This window comes from Pseudoalteromonas sp. AWH4_217 (genome assembly GCF_056161105.1).
This window is the reverse complement of record NZ_JBSWYM010000001.1, coordinates 189,808-207,573: the sequence shown is the minus strand read 5'-3', so window position 1 is coordinate 207,573 and position 17,766 is coordinate 189,808. Positions and strand designations below refer to the sequence as shown.

16 protein-coding genes are annotated in these 17,766 nt (G+C 50.0%); 15 read left to right on the top strand and 1 reads right to left on the bottom strand.

Annotated elements, in window-relative coordinates; genetic code table 11:
- The first annotated feature begins 1 nt into the window (after position 1).
- The 15 genes from rsmH to lpxC all read left to right on the top strand — a co-directional run bounded on the left by rsmH (position 2) and on the right by lpxC (position 17,210).
- Positions 2–937: a 16S rRNA (cytosine(1402)-N(4))-methyltransferase RsmH gene (rsmH, locus tag ACXAH1_RS00910; RefSeq protein WP_475193045.1), complete on the top strand. Its 936-nt coding sequence runs from the start codon at positions 2–4 to the stop codon at positions 935–937.
- Positions 937–1,257 carry a cell division protein FtsL gene (gene ftsL / locus ACXAH1_RS00905; RefSeq protein WP_253046618.1) on the top strand — a complete coding sequence of 107 codons (321 nt, stop codon included), beginning with the start codon at positions 937–939 and terminating at the stop codon, positions 1,255–1,257. Before rsmH ends, ftsL begins: the two co-directional genes overlap by 1 nt.
- Positions 1,254–3,068, top strand: coding sequence for a penicillin-binding transpeptidase domain-containing protein (locus ACXAH1_RS00900; RefSeq protein WP_475193040.1), 1,815 nt, complete (start codon positions 1,254–1,256; stop codon positions 3,066–3,068). Before ftsL ends, ACXAH1_RS00900 begins: the two co-directional genes overlap by 4 nt.
- On the top strand, positions 3,061–4,536 hold the full coding sequence (locus tag ACXAH1_RS00895; RefSeq protein WP_475193292.1) for a UDP-N-acetylmuramoyl-L-alanyl-D-glutamate--2,6-diaminopimelate ligase: 1,476 nt from the start codon (positions 3,061–3,063) through the stop codon (positions 4,534–4,536). Before ACXAH1_RS00900 ends, ACXAH1_RS00895 begins: the two co-directional genes overlap by 8 nt.
- Positions 4,533–5,936 (top strand): UDP-N-acetylmuramoyl-tripeptide--D-alanyl-D-alanine ligase, encoded by a 1,404-nt coding sequence (locus ACXAH1_RS00890; protein ID WP_475193037.1) that lies wholly within the window; start codon positions 4,533–4,535, stop codon positions 5,934–5,936. Before ACXAH1_RS00895 ends, ACXAH1_RS00890 begins: the two co-directional genes overlap by 4 nt.
- Positions 5,930–7,012: a phospho-N-acetylmuramoyl-pentapeptide-transferase gene (gene mraY / locus ACXAH1_RS00885; RefSeq protein ID WP_054014815.1), complete on the top strand. Its 1,083-nt coding sequence runs from the start codon at positions 5,930–5,932 to the stop codon at positions 7,010–7,012. The genes ACXAH1_RS00890 and mraY overlap by 7 nt, the downstream gene beginning before the upstream one ends.
- Positions 7,013–7,034: 22 nt before the next feature.
- Positions 7,035–8,360 (top strand): UDP-N-acetylmuramoyl-L-alanine--D-glutamate ligase, encoded by a 1,326-nt coding sequence (gene murD, locus ACXAH1_RS00880; protein ID WP_475193034.1) that lies wholly within the window; start codon positions 7,035–7,037, stop codon positions 8,358–8,360.
- A complete protein-coding gene (gene ftsW / locus ACXAH1_RS00875; protein WP_253046631.1) occupies positions 8,354–9,529 on the top strand; it encodes a cell division protein FtsW in 1,176 nt (391 codons plus the stop codon). The genes murD and ftsW overlap by 7 nt, the downstream gene beginning before the upstream one ends.
- Entirely contained in the window at positions 9,526–10,590 is a 1,065-nt protein-coding gene (gene murG, locus ACXAH1_RS00870) for an undecaprenyldiphospho-muramoylpentapeptide beta-N-acetylglucosaminyltransferase (RefSeq protein WP_475193032.1), read from the top strand. The genes ftsW and murG overlap by 4 nt, the downstream gene beginning before the upstream one ends.
- Positions 10,569–12,038: a UDP-N-acetylmuramate--L-alanine ligase gene (gene murC, locus ACXAH1_RS00865; RefSeq protein WP_253046635.1), complete on the top strand. Its 1,470-nt coding sequence runs from the start codon at positions 10,569–10,571 to the stop codon at positions 12,036–12,038. Before murG ends, murC begins: the two co-directional genes overlap by 22 nt.
- Positions 12,035–12,943: a D-alanine--D-alanine ligase gene (locus ACXAH1_RS00860; protein WP_475193029.1), complete on the top strand. Its 909-nt coding sequence runs from the start codon at positions 12,035–12,037 to the stop codon at positions 12,941–12,943. Before murC ends, ACXAH1_RS00860 begins: the two co-directional genes overlap by 4 nt.
- 1 nt (position 12,944) lies before the next feature.
- On the top strand, positions 12,945–13,724 hold the full coding sequence (locus ACXAH1_RS00855; protein WP_475193028.1) for a cell division protein FtsQ/DivIB: 780 nt from the start codon (positions 12,945–12,947) through the stop codon (positions 13,722–13,724).
- The gene (gene ftsA, locus ACXAH1_RS00850) at positions 13,721–14,956 is read left to right on the top strand and encodes a cell division protein FtsA (RefSeq protein WP_475193026.1); all 1,236 of its coding nucleotides are present in this window, start codon (positions 13,721–13,723) and stop codon (positions 14,954–14,956) included. Before ACXAH1_RS00855 ends, ftsA begins: the two co-directional genes overlap by 4 nt.
- A gap of 20 nt (positions 14,957–14,976) precedes the next feature.
- Complete coding sequence (ftsZ, locus tag ACXAH1_RS00845) at positions 14,977–16,191, top strand: cell division protein FtsZ (RefSeq protein WP_253046641.1); 1,215 nt, start codon at positions 14,977–14,979, stop codon at positions 16,189–16,191.
- A gap of 95 nt (positions 16,192–16,286) precedes the next feature.
- Positions 16,287–17,210: a UDP-3-O-acyl-N-acetylglucosamine deacetylase gene (gene lpxC / locus ACXAH1_RS00840; RefSeq protein ID WP_138550746.1), complete on the top strand. Its 924-nt coding sequence runs from the start codon at positions 16,287–16,289 to the stop codon at positions 17,208–17,210.
- A gap of 32 nt (positions 17,211–17,242) precedes the next feature.
- Here the strand turns inward: lpxC and ACXAH1_RS00835 are convergent, their stop codons facing one another.
- On the bottom strand, positions 17,243–17,728 hold the full coding sequence (locus ACXAH1_RS00835; protein ID WP_253046643.1) for a DUF721 domain-containing protein: 486 nt from the start codon (positions 17,726–17,728) through the stop codon (positions 17,243–17,245).
- Positions 17,729–17,766: the final 38 nt, after the last annotated feature.

Sequence of the window (17,766 nt, the reverse complement as noted above, 5' to 3'; positions counted from 1 at the left end):
TATGGCGACAGAATGGCAACATATTTCAGTGCTGATGGCTGAAACGCTGGATGCATTGAATATCCAACCCGATGGCACTTATATCGATGGCACATTCGGCCGCGGTGGTCACTCGGGTGAAATACTTAAGCGGCTGAACGAGCAGGGCAGGTTGCAGGCCATCGATCAGGATCCGCAAGCGATTGCGGCGGCGCAAAAGTTTGCCGATGATCCGCGTTTCAGTATTGCCCACAATCGTTTTTCACACATTGAGAGCGTTGCCCGTGATGCCGGCTTGCTGGGTCAGGTTGATGGTATTTTGCTGGATATTGGCGTGTCTTCACCTCAGCTTGATGACGCCGAGCGTGGCTTTAGCTTCATGAAAGATGGTCCGCTTGATATGCGCATGAACCCAACGGCAGGTCGCAGTGCCGCACAGTGGTTAGCGGAAGCCGAACTGGAAGACATGGTGTTTGTGATCAAAAAATATGGCGAGGAAAAGTTTGCCCGCCGGATTGCGACCAAAATCATTGAAACCCGTGAGCACACTGAGATCACCTCAACCAAGCAACTGGCAGATCTCATTGATGAAGCGGTGCCGGTAAAAGACAAGCACAAACATCCTGCTACCCGCACTTTTCAGGCGATTCGAATTTATATCAACAGTGAGCTGGAAGAGATCCAGACGGCATTGCAGGCTGCGTTGACGGTATTAAAACCGGGTGGGCGCCTGGTGGTGATCTCGTTTCACTCGCTGGAAGATCGCATTGTTAAGCAATTTATTAAAAAACAGAGTAAAGGCGAGGCTGTGCCACGCGGCTTGCCGCTGACGGATGCACAGCTAAAGCAAAATCTGACACTGAAGGCGGTGGGCAAGGCTATCAAACCGAGCCAGGCAGAAATTGATGCCAATCCGCGGGCGCGCAGCTCAGTGTTGAGAATTGCTGAGAAACTGTAATGAAAAAGCATCAGCGTCAGCCTAAGTTATTCGTAGAAATATGCCAATTGTTACTGGATAACAAGCTGACGTTTTTGTTGCTGGCATTGACCTTAGGGTCGGCTCTTGCCGTGGTGCAGGTGACCCACCTAACCCGCCAGCAGCTGATTGAGCAGGATAAATTATTACAAAAACGAGATGAACTGGATCTGGAATGGCGCTACTTGTTGGTTGAGGAGGAGTTTTACTCGCAACATGCACGTATTGAAGAAGTCGCCAGAACTCAATTGCAGATGAAGCGGCCAACCAGTAAAGAAGAACAGGTGATCGTACTACCATGAGCCCGGCGAAGAAGACCACAGTCAATTTAATCAGCTGGCGTTTTGCGTTGGTCAGCGTGATGCTGGTGCTGGTGTTTGCCGCACTGATTGCGCGTGCCGCTTATTTGCAAGTGATTGAGCCCGATAAAGCTCGTTCTGAAAATGCCAAGCGCACTGTACGGGTTGAGACTGTGCGGGTACAACGCGGGATGATCTTCGATCGCAATGGCAAGGAACTGGCGGTCAGTGTGCCTGTGGTCAGTGTTTATGCTGATCCTAAGGCGCTGGACAAAGCATTATCGAAAAAGGTGCTGAGAAAAGCCCGCCGTAATGGTGAAGATACTCAGGCATTAGCCGATAACGCCGCAGAGCTGAGTGCCCGTAAACACGCTTTTTATCGGGACGAAGTGCGTTGGCGGGAACTGGCTGATGTACTGCAAATCAAACAAGAAAAGATAGATAAACGCCTGCGCGACAATCCCAAGCGTCGCTTTGTATATTTAAAGCGCCAGGTCACGCCTGCGGTGGCCAACTATATTCGTCAGATGCGCTTACCCGGGATCCACTTACTCGACGAGTCGAAACGTTATTACCCCAATGGGGAAGTCACGGCCCATGTACTGGGTGTCACCAATATTGATGGCATTGGTATCGAAGGCATTGAAAAGCTCTATGACAAGGCGATGACTGGTACCGAAGGCCGCCGCACCATACGTAAGGATGCACAGGGGCGCGAGGTTCAGGTTTTGGCCGAAGAAGAACGCGTAGAGCCGGAAGATGTTCACCTGAGTATTGACTTACGTATCCAGGCAATTGCTTATCAGGCACTTAAATCAGCTGTACTGACTTATCAGGCAACCTCTGGCTCGGCCATGGTGGTTGATGTTCACACCGGCGAAATTCTGGCGATGGTTAATAGTCCCAGCTTTAATCCCAATGATATGAGTGATGCGGCGCCATATAAACGCCGTAACCGTGCTATAACCGATTTATTTGAGCCCGGCTCCACGCTCAAGCCGTTGGCTGTGCTGGCCGGGTTAGATCATGGCGTGATCCAGGCGGACGATACCATAGATACCTATCCGGGCTGGATGCGCCTTAATGGTGGCTTGGTCAAAGATGAGCGTAATCACGGTGAAATGACACTGCGCGAAATCCTTAAGATTTCCAGTAACATGGGGGTGGCTAAAATCAGCCAGATGCTGCCCAAAGAATATTTTGTTGGCCTGTATCAGCAGGTTGGGTTTGGCGAAGACACCGGCACTATGATGATTGGCGAAAGTTCGGGCCTGTTTTACCCTAATCGTCGCTGGTCTGACTTTGAAATTGCTACCTTGTCATATGGTTATGCGGTTTCAGTCAGTACTGCACAGGTAGCCAGACTTTACGCGACGTTTGGTGCTGGCGGGATTTCCCGGCCACTGACCATAATGAAGCAGGATGGACCTGTGCCGGGGGAACGTCTGTTTCGTGAAGAAGATGCACTGGCTGTGGTGGAGATGATGGAATCGGTGTTTGAAAAAGGCGGCACGGCTTCTAATGTCATCGTCGATGGATATCGGGCAGCAGCTAAAACCGGTACTTCGGAAAAAGCCATCGCAGGCGGGTATGGCGACGAATATGTGGGTTATTTTGCCGGCGTTGCACCGGTCAGCAATCCCCGTCTTGCGGTGGTTGTGATGATCAATGAACCTGGTGGTGATGTGTATTACGGTGGTCATACGGCGGGGCCGGTATTTGCCGAAATCGTTTCCAATGCACTGAGAATTTTAAATGTGGCACCGGATAAAGAGCGTGTCGCCTACCTGTCGAGGCCTGATAATGATACATGATCTGAGCCTTGCACTGGCTAATATTGGGGTGTCATACCCAGCTATCCCCGTCAACGATTTGCGCCTGGACAGCCGAGATGTGTGTCCGGGCGATTGCTTTATTGCACTTCAGGGCCATCAGCAAGATGGTGGTCAGTATGTCGGTGCAGCGTTAAAGCGTGGCGCAGCTGTGGTCTTGGCCGACACACACTGTACCCTCGATGTAGAGGATGAACGAGTATTGCGGATCAGCGCACTGGCAGACAAAGTGGCTCTGCTGGCGGCGACATTTTATGGTGAGCCCAGCCGTGCTCTGAAACTCGTTGGTGTCACTGGGACCAACGGTAAGTCAACCACGACGGCAATGATTGCACATTTGGCTAGCGCGTGTGGTTTGCCCGGTGCAGTGATTGGCACACTGGGATATGGTGCACCAGATGCGTTGACGCCATTGCATAATACCACACCGTCTCATGTTGATTTGCAGCGTATTTTAAATGAACTGCGTCACAGCTACCAACTGGCTGCTATGGAAGTATCATCTCATGGGCTGGTACAGGGGCGAGTCTCACAGTGTCAGTTTAATGTGGCGGTATTTACCAATCTGAGCCGCGACCATCTTGATTATCATGGCACAATGGAAAAGTATGCCGAGGCCAAACTAAGGCTATTTAGTGACTGTGCGCCGAATTACGGGGTGGTTAATATTGACGACCCTTGGGCACAGGAATGGCTGAAAGCGGGTAAGGTTGTTCACCCGATAGGTTTTGGTCGCAAACCTGCTGATGGCCTATTACATGACGCGTTAAAGCATTTCGTGTACTTCAGTGAGGCACAATTTGACAGTCAGGGGATCCATTTTAGATTGCACACCAGCTGGGGAGACGCTGAGGTCAGTACCCCGCTATTTGGTGAGTTTAATCTGTACAACCTGAGTGCGGCATTTGCTGTATTGCTGGTTCAGGGTATTCCACTGGCTCAGCTGGTTGCAGGAGCTGCACAATTACAGCCCGTCACCGGCCGGATGCAGGCCATCGAAGTTGCCGGGCAGCCAACATGTGTGGTCGACTATGCCCATACGCCAGATGCGCTGGCACTGGCACTTCAGGCGTTGCAGCAGCATGTACCAGGCAAAGTAACTTGTGTGTTTGGCTGCGGTGGTGAGCGCGATAAAGGCAAGCGCGCGTTAATGGCACAGGCGGCTGAGCGATATGCAGATACTGTGGTGATCACCAGTGACAACCCGCGTGGTGAAGATCCATTAGCAATTATTGAAGACATTAAGGCTGGGCTCAGTAAGCCCGAGTATGCTCTTTGTCAGCCTGATAGGGCGAGTGCCATACGTGACGCAATTCGGGGCGCTGATCAACACAGTGTGATCCTGATCGCGGGTAAAGGGCATGAGGACTATCAGATTATAGGAAAACAACGCCTGGCTTTTAGTGATATTAGCTGGGCCCAGAAAATATTATCAGGGGAAAGTGCATGATCAAGATGGATCTCTCTTGGCTTGCGGATGTACTGAAGGCCCCTTATGACGGGCAAAACCGCAGTGTTTCAAATGTAAATACAGATACACGTACAATTAGTGAAAACGAAGTGTTTCTGGCGTTAAAAGGGCCGAATTTTGACGGTCACAAATTTGTTGCCCAGGCGCAGCAAAAAGGCGCGATTGCCGCCATTGTTGATCATCCGGTAGAAGTAGATATTCCTCAACTGGTAGTGAAAGATACACGACTGGCACTGGGGCAACTTGGTCAGGCCGTGATCAGGCAGGTAGCACCAAAAACACTTGCTATTACGGGGAGTGTTGGCAAGACCACAGTGAAAGAAATGTCTGCGGCCATTCTGTCCCGGTTGGGTAAAGTGTTGGCGACTGCCGGTAATTTCAACAATGACATTGGGGTGCCACTGACTTTGTTGCGTCTCAGTGAAGACGATGAATTTGCAGTGATAGAGCTGGGCGCAAACCATATCGGTGAAATTGCTTATACCAGTGCACTGGTAAATCCAGATGTTGCTGTTGTCTGTAATGTTGCGCCGGCGCACATTGAGGGTTTTGGCTCGATTGAAGGAGTTGGGCAGGCAAAAGGGGAAATTTTCTCCGGTCTGAAAGATAACGGTGTTGCTGTGTTGAACTGTGACTGTCGCTTTGCGCCGATGTGGGAGCAAAGTCTGACAACTCAGCGTACCAGTCGTTTCTCTATGACACAGCAACGTGATCTGTGGGTGGAAGATATCACCCTGGATACACTGGGCCGTGCCACTTTTACATTGTGTCAGGGTACGCAACGCGTCTCCATCACGCTCCCTTTACCCGGCGAGCACAACGTTATGAATGCCCTGATAGCAGCCTCTTGTACCGTACAACTGGGTGCGACGTTGGAAGATGTGAAACTGGCGCTGGAAAACATGGCAGAGGTAAAAGGTCGCGTCAATTTGATCGAGGTATCAGACACGCTGCGGATCATTGACGATAGCTACAACGCGAATGTTCGTTCAGTTAAAGCCGCCATTGATTTGTTGGCCAGTATGCCAGGTTATCGTGTATTCGCATTAGGTGATATGGGCGAGCTGGGAGAAGAAGCACGTCGATACCATGAAGAAGTAGGTGAATATGCCAAAGAAAAAGGCATTGATGCGCTGTTTTCATTAGGTGTATTGAGTCGTTATGCCAGCGATGTACTTGAAACTGCCAATCGGCATTTTTCTCAGAGAGAGCATATGCTGCAGGCAATTGTACAATTACTGGCACAACGCGATGAGGTTTGTACCGTGGTCGTAAAAGGGTCACGCAGTGCACGCATGGAGTTACTGGTTGCCGATCTGGTTGCAGCCGAGCAAGCATCCAATAATGGTTCTGACAGTGAAGAGGAACGCCCATGTTAGCCTGGTTAGCGGAATATCTGACGCAATATTACAGTGGCTTTAACGTTTTTTCCTATCTGACGCTGCGTGCGATCCTGGGGATCCTGACCGCGTTAATGATCTCTTTGTATTTCGGACCTAAGCTGATCAGAGCGTTACAGCGAATGCAGATTGGCCAGACAGTCCGGGATGACGGTCCTGAATCGCACTTATCTAAGTCTGGCACTCCAACCATGGGCGGGTTGTTGATCTTAGGTGCTATTTTTGCCAGCACTTTACTGTGGGGTGACCTTGGCAATAAATATGTCTGGATCACTTTGTTTGTGATTGGATCGCTGGGGGTTGTCGGGTTCGTTGATGACTACCGTAAAGTGATACGTAAAGACAGTAAAGGTTTGATAGCTAGGTGGAAATATTTCTGGCAGTCGGTGATTGCGATTTCGGTCGCGGCCTTTATTTACTTCACTTCCTCAGATCCGTCAGAAACTGTGCTCGTCGTGCCATTTTTCAAAGACGTATTGCCTCAACTGGGCTTGTTTTACCTGGTGATGAGCTATTTTGTGCTGGTAGGCACGTCGAACGCCGTGAACCTGACCGATGGACTCGATGGTTTAGCCATAGTGCCGACCATTCTTGTGGCGTCGGCACTGGCCATTATCGCTTATGTAACCGGAAATGCTGTATTTGCAAATTACCTCCATATTCCTCATATAGCCTCTGCCAGTGAGCTAGTGGTGGTCTGCACGGCAATTGTTGGTGCAGGGCTTGGCTTTTTGTGGTTTAACACCTATCCGGCTCAAGTCTTTATGGGCGACGTTGGCTCACTTGCACTCGGTGGCGCACTCGGGATTATCGCCATTTTGGTACGTCAGGAGCTGGTGTTGCTGATTATGGGCGGGGTGTTCGTTATGGAAGCACTTTCTGTGATCTTACAGGTTGGCTCCTATAAGTTGCGTGGTCAGCGGATTTTCCGCATGGCGCCTATCCATCATCATTATGAATTAAAGGGTTGGCCAGAGCCCAGAGTAATTGTGCGATTTTGGATTATTTCGATCATATTAGTGCTGGCGGGGCTGGCAACTTTAAAGATCCGCTAAAGTAGTACACTAAGGTCAGGATATGGGTTATTTAGACACCTTAAAGAATAAACATATAACTGTACTCGGGCTGGGGGTGACCGGTCTGGGCATAGTACGTTTTTTGGTACGCCATGGGATTACCCCTAAGGTAGTTGACTCACGACCTGTGCCTCCCGGAGCCGACTGGATGAATCATAATCTGCCAGAGTGTGAAGCGGTATTTGGCCCGCTCGCAGAGGCGGCACTGAGTGCCACCGATCTGGTTGTGATTAGCCCGGGTGTACCTTTGTATGAGACCTGTGTTGCCCAGGCCATTGCTGCCGGAGTTGAAGTCATTGGCGACGTGGAATTATTTGCTCGCCTGAATGAAAAGCCGGTAATTGCTGTAACAGGCTCGAACGGTAAATCAACCGTGGTCAGCCTGGCTGCTGAGGTATGTCAGCAAGCTGGTCTCAAAGTTGGCCTGGGTGGGAACATTGGTACTTCGGTGTTGGATCTACTGGAGCAAGACTTTGATGTGTTTGTGCTGGAGCTGTCTAGTTTTCAGCTCGAAACCACCCATAGTTTGCACTGTATGAGCGCGATGATCCTCAACATCACCGAAGACCATATGGATAGATACCCGGATTTTGCCGCCTACTGCGAAGCCAAATTACGCATCTATCAGCAGGTCGATTGTCTTGTATATAACGCCGAAGACGCCCGCACCTATCTGCCCCATGATAACGCGCTGAGTGTGGCGCTTGAAGGGGCTAACTGTTGTTTAACACAAGAAGATGGACAGAGTTATTTTTCGCTCAATGGCAAAAAACTGTGCCCGGTCGATGAACTTGCCATGCCAGGTAAACATAATCAGTTTAATGCTCTGGCTGTGATGGCGCTTTTGTCACCGCTGTCTTTGCCACAGAGTGCGTTCATCAGGGCATTCAGAGCATTCAAAGGGTTACCGCATCGCTGTCAGTTGGTTGCCGATGTAAAAGGGGTTCGTTATTTTAATGACTCTAAGGCAACCAATGTTGGTGCGACGGTGGCGGCGTTGGAGAGTCTGGCCGGTGAGCAGGGGCAGATCCTGTTGATCGTTGGCGGCGATGCCAAAGGCGCGGATCTGTCTCCACTCAAGCAACCTTTACAACACTACTGCAAAACCATCTTTTGCTTTGGTAAAGATGGCGCGGATTTCATGCCTTTGCATCCTGAGAGTCAGATGGTCAACAACTTGAGTGAAGCCGTAGCACTGGCAGCCCAACAAGCCACGTCCGGGGACCTAGTGTTACTGGCGCCAGCGTGTGCCAGCATTGACATGTATGCCAACTACATGGCCCGTGGCGAGGAGTTCTGTCGGCTGGTTGAGGGGCAAGCATGCTGAGTATGACCGCACTGCGGCGCTCTTTCACCCCGGCTCCATCGGACTCGTTATTCGACGTACCGCTGCTGTATGCCATGTTATGCTTGGTCGGAATTGGTTTTGTGATGGTGACCAGTGCCTCTATGCCTGTAGCAGAACGCTTGTACGATAACCCATATCACATAGTGACGCGCCACGGCATGTTCCTGGTCATGGCATTAGTGTTGTTCTGGCTCAGTACCACAGTGCCGATGACCTGGTGGAAGCGCTTTAATCCGTACTTGCTGTTGTTGGGACTGGTGTTACTGGCGGTTGTACTGGTTATCGGGCGTGAAGTAAATGGTTCAAAACGCTGGTTGCCCGTTGGACCAATCGGTTTTCAGGTCGCTGAAGCTGCGAAACTCTTTTTCTTTAGCTACATTGCCGGTTATCTGGTGCGTAAGCGTGACGAAGTGCAGGAAAACCTCAAGGGGTTTGCAAAACCCATTATTGTATTTGCGGTCTACGCATTTTTAATTTTGATGCAGCCAGACTTAGGTACTGTGGTGGTGATGTTTGTTACAACGGTCGGTTTGCTATTTTTGGCAGGTGCAAAACTCTGGCAGTTTTTTGCCCTGATGCTGACCGGTGTGTTGCTGGTTGTGATGTTGATTATTTTTGAGCCTTACCGGATGGCGCGGGTAGTCGGTTTCCTGGAGCCCTGGGAAGATCCCTTCGGTAAAGGTTATCAGCTGGTCCAGTCTCTTATGGCGTACGGTCAGGGTGGCTGGCTCGGTCAGGGGCTGGGTAATAGTGTACAGAAGTTGCAGTACTTACCTGAGGCCCACAATGACTTTATCTTCGCGGTCGTGGCGGAGGAACTGGGCTTTATCGGTGTGATTTGTGTGTTGATGACACTGGCTACATTGGTGTTCAGAGCGTTACTCATCGGGCAAAAAGCGCTGAAAGCGGGTAAAGAATACGAAGGTTATCTGGCACTGGGGATTGGTATCTGGTTTGCGTTTCAAACTGTGGTGAATGTCGGCGCGAGTGCGGGAATGCTGCCAACTAAAGGCTTGACGTTACCCTTCATATCCTACGGTGGTTCTAGCTTATTGATCATGACGATCGCCGCCGGTTTATTGCAACGCATTGATTTTGAAACCAAGCTGTCGACGCGACAGGCCACTTCCCGTGGAGGTAAAAAATGACCAAGCGGTTACTTGTCGTCGCTGGTGGAACGGGCGGGCATATCTTTCCGGGTATTGCGGTGGCTAAAGCACTGGAAGCGCAGGGCTGGAAGATATCCTGGATAGGTACCGCAGACAGAATGGAAGCGCAAGTCGTACCTGCACATGGTATAGACATCGACTTTATAGAAGTAAAAGGGGTACGCGGTAACGGGGTAAAACGCTTGCTGACTGCACCCTGGATGGTGATAAAAGCCATTTTTGCTGCCAGAGCCATTATTCGCAATCGCCGTCCGGACGTGATCCTGGCGATGGGAGGTTATGTCACAGGTCCCGTTGGACTGGCAGCTAAGCTGGCTGGGGTGCCTTTGGTGATCCATGAACAAAATGCGGTTGCCGGCTTGAGTAATAAATTGTTGGCGCGCATTGCCAGCAGAGTATTAGCGGCATTTCCGCAGGCTTTTGCCGAGCGTGCCCATGATGTTGTCGGTAATCCCGTACGTGCAAGTGTTGCGCAGCTTCAGCCGAAACAACCGGGTGCCTCTGTCAATGTGCTGGTTGTCGGTGGTTCGCTGGGCGCGAAAGTGCTCAACGATACGGTCCCTGAGGCTATGGCATTACTGACTGAGGCAACATCCTGCGACATACAGGTTTGGCACCAAAGCGGTAAAGGCAATCATGTAGCACTAGAAGGTGACTACCAGCGCTTTGGATTGCAGGCCAAAGTGGCCGAGTTTATTGATGATATGGATCAGGCTTATGACTGGGCCGATATGGTGATTTGCCGCGCGGGTGCATTGACGGTGAGCGAGATTGCTGCCGCAGGTAAGATGGCCATCTTTGTGCCTTTACCGCATGCGGTGGATGATCATCAGACGGCCAATGCGCGATTTTTAGTGGATGAGTCGGCGGCACTTTTGATCCCGCAGTCAGGCTTATCTGCACAGCATTTGTGCGACACTTTGGTGCCTTATTGTCGCGACCGGGCACTGATCTGGGACAAAGCAAATAAAGCCAAAGCCTGTGCACAGCTTTCAGCAACTCAGTCAGTGGCCGCCATATGCGAAGAAGTAACGAATTAAAAGAGAAAACAGTGAAAGAAATTAACAGACGCAGAGCCATGAGACGCATTAACACCATCCACTTCATCGGAATAGGTGGGGCTGGTATGGGCGGAATTGCAGAAGTACTGGCTTTTGAAGGGTACCGAATTACCGGTTCAGACATTGCCCAGAATGCGATGACGGAACGCCTTATCCGCGCAGGGGCTGAAGTTTTTATCGGTCATGATGAAAACAATGTTAAAGATGCCGACGTAGTCGTGGTTTCCAGCGCCATTGATACCAGCAACCCGGAGATTGTGGCGGCGAAACGCGCCCGGGTACCGGTCGTCAGACGGGCCGAAATGTTGGCTGAGTTAATGCGCTTTCGCCATGGTATCGCTGTTGCCGGAACTCATGGTAAAACCACAACAACCAGTTTGATCGCCAGTATTTTCGCTGAAGCGAGATTAGACCCAACCTTTATTATCGGTGGTTTGTTAAACAGTGCGGGCAGTAATGCCAAGGTGGGTAGCAGCGATTATCTGATTGCAGAGGCCGACGAAAGTGACGCGTCATTTTTACATTTGCAGCCAATGGTATCGGTGATCACTAATATCGAAGCCGATCATATGGACACCTATGATGGCGACTTTGAAAAGATGAAAGACACGTATGTCGAGTTCATTCACAACCTGCCTTTCTATGGTTTAGCTGTGGTGTGTACCGACTCCGATGTTGCCAAAGAGTTGTTACCCCGCTTCGCCCGACCTGCGATCACGTACGGGGAAAACCCTGAAGCGGATTACCGCATGGTGGACTTTGAGCAAACGCAGAACCAGAGTCGTTTTAAAGTAGTGCATAAAGCTGGCGAACAGCTCGAGGTAACACTCAGCATGCCCGGTAAGCACAACGCACTGAATGCTACCGCGGCTATCGCCGTGGCAAAAGATCACGACATAGGTAACGAAGCTATTTTATCGGCGCTGGAAAAATTCGCCGGAATTGGGCGTCGCTTTCAGCATTATGGTTCTTTCCAAAATGAACGTGGCGAAGTGATGTTGGTCGATGATTATGGTCACCATCCCTCAGAAGTGGCTGTAACTATCCGTGCAGCGCGAGCTGGCTGGCCTGATAAGCGCTTGGTTATGTTGTATCAGCCGCATCGCTATACCCGCACCCGTGACCTTTATGAAGACTTTGTGAAGGTTCTGAGTGAAGTCGACCAACTGTTGTTGTTGGATGTATATAGTGCCGGAGAAACCCCTATCGTCGGTGCAGACAGCAAGAGTCTGTGTCGCAGTCTGCGCCAGCGTGGTGTTGAGCCAATCCATGTCGCGGATGGTCAGGATTTACAAGCCGTACTGGCAGACGTATTGCGTGACAATGATCTGGTGATCACGCAAGGGGCCGGCAACATCGGGCAAATTGTAAAGCAGCTGGCAGCCACAGAGTTGTCGGTCGAAAAATTAAAACAAGGTGCATTATGAGTGAGTTTGGCAAAGTTGCTGTACTGCTGGGTGGTCATTCAGCCGAGCGAGAAGTATCGCTAAAGTCTGGTCAGGCAATTATCAATGCGCTTGAAGAAGCCGGGGTAGAGGTCGTGCCATTTGACCCTGCCGAGCGTAACTTGTGGGAATTGAAAAGTCTCAAGGTTGACAGGGTGTTTATTGCTTTGCATGGCCGAGGTGGTGAAGATGGTACAGTGCAAGGGGCGCTTGAATTTATGGGCTTACCTTACACCGGTAGTGGTGTGCTGGGGAGTGCTCTGGCGATGGATAAGATCCGCTGCAAACAGTTGTTTGAATCTGCCAAGTTGAGCACGGCGCGTTACTGCGTGGTCAAAGCCTCTCAAGATATAGATACCAGCGCATTGATGGCTGAATTTGGCAAAGTTATGGTGAAGCCAAGTCACGAGGGCTCCAGTATTGGTATGACTCAGGCTGCCACAGCACCAGAGCTGCAAACTGCGCTCACTGAAGCATTTAAATATGACGATGAAGTTTTGGTGGAGCAGTGGATTGAAGGCAGAGAGTTTACCGTTGCTATGCTTGCAGAAGAGGCACTCCCTGTGATTGAAATGCGCACGCCACGTGGGTTTTATGATTATCAGGCAAAGTATCAGGCCAACAGCACCGAATATTATTGCCCGGCAGAGATTAGTGCGGCCCATACCGAGCAGTTACAGATAATGGCCAAGCATGCGTTTGAGTTGGTTGGTGCAACAGGCTGGGGGCGGGTAGATGCCATGCAAGATGGCAATGGTCAGTTTTATCTGCTGGAAGTAAATACGGTACCGGGAATGACAGAAAAATCTTTGGTGCCTATGGCAGCAAAGCAAAATGGGTTGTCATTTAAACAATTAGTTATTCGCATTTTGGAGCAAACCCTTTAATATGCGTGCTCTTTTGGGAAAAATCGCTGCTCTGAAGCACAGTGTCAACTGGTCACTGTTTTTTGGTGTGGGCTTTTTTCTGATTGTGCTACTTGGTCTGATGCAAACTGGGCTGTGGGCTCGTGACTGGTTGACCCAGCACAGAGATACCCAAATCAAGACCCTGACGGTACTTGGCCAGCCTTATTACACGGCCGAGAACGACATTGTGGCAGCGATCCGAAAAGCGGATCTGTCGAGTTTCTTTGAACTTGATGTAAAGGCTGTGCACGATCAGGTACAAGCTCTGCCCTGGGTGGCGACTGTCTCGGTCAGGAAGCAGTGGCCAGATACCCTGCAGGTGTACGTGGTTGAACATAAACCGGTTGCTTATTGGAATAGCGATCTGTTGTTAAATAGTGCAGGCGATGTGTTTCAAGCCAACAGCACTCGGCTGTCAAAGACGCTACCAGAGCTATACGGCCCGGAAGGGAGTGAAGTAGAAGCCTGGCAGACGTTTGTACAATTAAAAGAAATGCTGGCTGTCAATCAGTTTAACCTGGTTAGTTTGGCACTGTCAGAGCGATTTGCCTGGCAGTTATGGCTGGATAACGGTATTCGACTCAATCTGGGCCGTGAAGACAAAGCACAGCGTGTTCAGAGGTTTATAGATGTTTACCCTAGGCTGGAAAAGCCTGAGGGGGCTCAGGTAGATGCGATTGACCTGAGGTATGATACGGGACTGGCGGTTAGCTGGAAGTTCAGCCAGAACGAAGACAATAAAGATAAGAGTAAAGCATGACCAAGTCGGCAGAGAGAAACTTAGTGATTGGACTGGATGTGGGCACCTCTAAGGTGGTTGCAACGGTTGGGGAGATCACCGCAGACAACCAGCTGAGTATCGTGGGGGTCGGAAATCAGGTTGCCCATGGTATGGATAAAGGAGGTGTCAACGACCTTAATCTGGTGTCCGATTCTATTAAGCGTGCTGTTGACGAAGCTGAGTTGATGGCTGATTGTCGGATCAGCTCCGTGTATCTCGGTATTTCGGGTAAACACATTCAGTGCCAGAACGAGAGCGGTGTTGTTGCAATTAACAATAATGCAGAGATCACTGATGATGATATTGCGAACGTAATCCACATTGCACGCTCGGTACCTATGTCAGCAGAGCGTAAAATGCTGCATTCGCTGCCTCAGGAATATAGTGTGGATATGCAAGAAGGCATTAAGAACCCACTGGGAATGAGTGGTGTCAGAATGGAAGCCAAGGCGCATATTATTACCTGCTCAAATGACATGGCGAAAAACATCGAAAAGTGTGTCGAGCGTTGTGGGTTACAGGTTGATCAGCTGACTTTTACGGCCTTGGCATCTTGTTACTCAGTGCTGACTGAAGACGAAAAAGAGCTGGGCGTGGCGGTTGTCGATATTGGCGGCGGTACCATGGACATTGCTATCTACGTCAACGGTGCATTGCGCCATACCGCCGTTATCCCGGTTGCTGGAAATCAGGTAACAGGGGATATTGCAAAAATTTTCCGCACCCCTATTTCTCACGCGGAATCGCTGAAGGTACAATATGCCTATGCGAGCAGCCAGATGGCTAGCAACGAAGAAACGATTGAAGTACCCAGCGTAGGTGGAAGGCCTGCGCGGATTATGTCTCGACACACCTTGTCTGAGGTTGTTGAGCCCAGATTTAGAGAACTGTTTGAGCTCGTACTTGAAGAGGTACGTCGGTCTGGGTTTGAAGATCAAATTGCCGCGGGTATTGTACTCACTGGCGGCAGTGCGAAAATGAAAGGGGCATTGGAAGTGGCGGAAGACATTTTCCAGATGCCCGTTCGTGTTGGTAAACCTGTAGGGATAACAGGGTTAACCGATTATGTTGATGATCCGGCATACGCAACAGCGGTAGGTTTGTTACAATACGGCCGAACGCTGCAAGTCAAAAATGCACACAGGACGAAAGCGGATGCCGAAGATGGTTGGTGGAACCGGATCACAAAATGGTTCCAAGGTGAGTTTTAAGCTCAAGTCGGAGAGTGAAGATGTTTGATATTATGGAACAACACGGCGAAGAAGCCGTTATTAAAGTCATCGGCGTCGGTGGCGGCGGCGGTAACGCTGTAGAACATATGGTAAAGCAGGAAATTGAAGGTGTTCGCTTCATCGTAGCGAATACCGACGCGCAGGCTCTGCGTAAATCCTCTGCCGATGTGACTGTGCAGCTGGGCACTCAGATCACCCAAGGCCTGGGTGCAGGTGCCAACCCAGAAGTGGGACGCAGCGCAGCAGAAGAAGATGTCGATGCCATTAAAGCGAGCCTTGAAGGGGCTGACATGGTGTTTATCGCTGCCGGTATGGGTGGCGGAACCGGCACAGGTGCGGCGCCGGTTGTTGCACGTGTGGCTAAAGAGCTAGGCATACTGACTGTGGCAGTGGTAACACGTCCATTCGACCTGGAAGGCAAAAAGCGTATGGCCGCAGCCGATCAGGGCATTGGTGAGTTGTCAGAAATTGTAGATTCACTCATCACAATTCCTAACAACAAGTTACTTAAAGTTTTAGGCAAAGGCACTACATTATTAGATGCCTTCGCTAAAGCAAACGACGTATTGTACGGCGCGGTGCAGGGCATTGCAGAACTGATCACGCGTTCAGGTTTGATCAATGTGGATTTTGCGGACGTACGTACTGTTATGTCGGCGATGGGCACGGCAATGATGGGCACGGCGGCGGCCAGTGGTCCCGACAGGGCACAAGAAGCGGCTGAAGCTGCGATTTCCAGCCCACTGCTTGAAGATGTTGATTTAACTGGTGCGAAAGGTATTTTGGTTAACATCACGGCTGGTATGGACATCACAATCGAAGAATTTGAGATTGTGGGGAACCATGTGAAGGCGCTGGCGTCTGAAAATGCAACAGTCGTGGTTGGTGCTGTTATCGACCCAGAGATGAGTGAAGAACTACGTGTAACAGTGGTTGCAACTGGACTGGGTGGCGAGCGCAGACCTCAATTTGGCATTGTAGAGAGTGGCCTTAAAAAAGTGGTCGGTTCGGACAGCGAAGGCGGCAAAGGACAGAATATGTTTGTCCCTAGCTTTACGCAAAGCACCGGTGAAAGTAGTGAACCTGAGCAAAGCGGTCCGGCAGTATCTGAGCCTAAACCGACGAGTACACCTACATCGTCGAATAGCTCAGGTGGTAAGGAAAAAGGGGATTACTTTGATATCCCTGCGTTTTTGCGCAAACAATCTGATTAACGTCAGGTTAAAAAACAAACGATTGGCAGCGACTTCTATCTGTGATAGAATTTGCGGTCTCATTAGTCATTAACCAGTCAGAAGCGGACGAACCTATGATAAAACAACGAACGATTGCTGAAGTCGTTAAAGCCACAGGTGTAGGATTACACAAAGGTGAAAAGGTCACGATCACTCTCCGACCTGCGAGCGTAAATACGGGGATCGTATTTCGTCGCGTAGATCTCGACCCGGTTGTCGATTTTGAAACAACCCCCGAAGCTGTGGGCGACACGCAATTGTGTACTTGTTTGACCAATAAAGACGGTGTCCGTCTGTCAACAACGGAGCATTTAATTGCGGCCGTTGCGGCACTGGGAATTGATAACCTAATCGTTGAGCTGGATAGTGCAGAAGTACCGATTATGGATGGTAGTGCATTACCTTTCATTTACTTACTGCAAAAAGGCGGTATTGCAGAGCAGAATCAGGCAAAGCGCTTTATTCGAATCAAAGAAAAAGTGCGTGTGGAAGACGGCGACAAATGGGCTGAAATTGAGCCTTATGACGGTTTCCACATCGACTTTGAAATTGCTTTCAACCACCCGGCAATAAATGCCAGTCGTCAGCGTATTGGCTTGGATATTACCGCACAGAGCTTTACTGAAGAGATCAGCCGTGCACGTACATTCGGTTTCATGAAGGACATCGAGTATATGCATGCAAATAATCTGGCTCTGGGTGGCAGTATGGATAATGCTGTTGTTCTGGACGAGTTCAAGGTTTTGAACCCGAACGGATTACGTTATAAAGATGAATTCGTAAAGCACAAGATCCTAGATTGTGTGGGCGACATGTTTATGGCAGGGCACAACATTCTGGGCAAGATCACTTGCTTCAAGTCAGGTCATGGCCTTAATAATAAGCTACTGCGTCAGATCATGGCGTCGGAGTCAGCTTGGGAATGGGCAACATTTGATGAGCCTGTGACTATGCCAGCACCAGGCATGGACGTAGATACGTCTTTGGTTACTGCCTGAAAAAAATTAGATAACAAATGACGCCGAGTGCGTCATTTTTTTTGCCTGCCATGTTTTGCCAGGCGCAGTAGTTTTTCTTTTAGCCCGGCTGGAGCATGCTCGGCGAGTGCCATTAAATCGCCTGCCGTTTGCTCACTCATTTGGCGTCCTGAATAGCTCGTACTGGGTGTCTTAATCTGATTGTGAGGCTTGGTAAGTCTTTGTTGTGCCTCTGGATTGGTGCCAATCTTAACCTGGCAACAGTCATGGTAACCAGCGGCGCGAAAACTACTGAGGATCTCCATTTTCAGGTAATTTAATCGCGTTGCTAATGTCGCCGAAGCTGCCTCAACATACAAAGTTCCGTCCTGATAATTGGCAACACGACACTTTTTGCTGAGAACAGGGCCCAATGCGTTTTGCAGAGGTTGCTGCAGTTCTGTGATCCCCTGCGCTTTTTGCATATAGCCATGTAGTTTATCTGACCAGCCACCGGCCAATTCGCCTAGCGGCTTAGGGTCAAACCGATTTTTACTCATAATACCCACTCACAACGGCTAACTTACTGGTTTCGCTC

Bases quoted from the DNA above. Each gene is read 5' to 3' on its own strand.
- rsmH (WP_475193045.1), top strand. From the start codon at position 2: ATGGCGACAGAATGGCAACATATTTCAGTGCTGATGGCTGAAACGCTG.
- ftsL (WP_253046618.1), top strand. From the start codon at position 937: ATGAAAAAGCATCAGCGTCAGCCTAAGTTATTCGTAGAAATATGCCAA.
- ACXAH1_RS00900 (WP_475193040.1), top strand. From the start codon at position 1,254: ATGAGCCCGGCGAAGAAGACCACAGTCAATTTAATCAGCTGGCGTTTT.
- ACXAH1_RS00890 (WP_475193037.1), top strand. From the start codon at position 4,533: ATGATCAAGATGGATCTCTCTTGGCTTGCGGATGTACTGAAGGCCCCT.
- mraY (WP_054014815.1), top strand. From the start codon at position 5,930: ATGTTAGCCTGGTTAGCGGAATATCTGACGCAATATTACAGTGGCTTT.
- murD (WP_475193034.1), top strand. From the start codon at position 7,035: ATGGGTTATTTAGACACCTTAAAGAATAAACATATAACTGTACTCGGG.
- ftsW (WP_253046631.1), top strand. From the start codon at position 8,354: ATGCTGAGTATGACCGCACTGCGGCGCTCTTTCACCCCGGCTCCATCG.
- murG (WP_475193032.1), top strand. From the start codon at position 9,526: ATGACCAAGCGGTTACTTGTCGTCGCTGGTGGAACGGGCGGGCATATC.
- murC (WP_253046635.1), top strand. From the start codon at position 10,569: ATGCGAAGAAGTAACGAATTAAAAGAGAAAACAGTGAAAGAAATTAAC.
- ACXAH1_RS00860 (WP_475193029.1), top strand. From the start codon at position 12,035: ATGAGTGAGTTTGGCAAAGTTGCTGTACTGCTGGGTGGTCATTCAGCC.
- ACXAH1_RS00855 (WP_475193028.1), top strand. From the start codon at position 12,945: ATGCGTGCTCTTTTGGGAAAAATCGCTGCTCTGAAGCACAGTGTCAAC.
- ftsA (WP_475193026.1), top strand. From the start codon at position 13,721: ATGACCAAGTCGGCAGAGAGAAACTTAGTGATTGGACTGGATGTGGGC.
- ftsZ (WP_253046641.1), top strand. From the start codon at position 14,977: ATGTTTGATATTATGGAACAACACGGCGAAGAAGCCGTTATTAAAGTC.
- lpxC (WP_138550746.1), top strand. From the start codon at position 16,287: ATGATAAAACAACGAACGATTGCTGAAGTCGTTAAAGCCACAGGTGTA.
- ACXAH1_RS00835 (WP_253046643.1), bottom strand. From the start codon at position 17,728: ATGAGTAAAAATCGGTTTGACCCTAAGCCGCTAGGCGAATTGGCCGGT.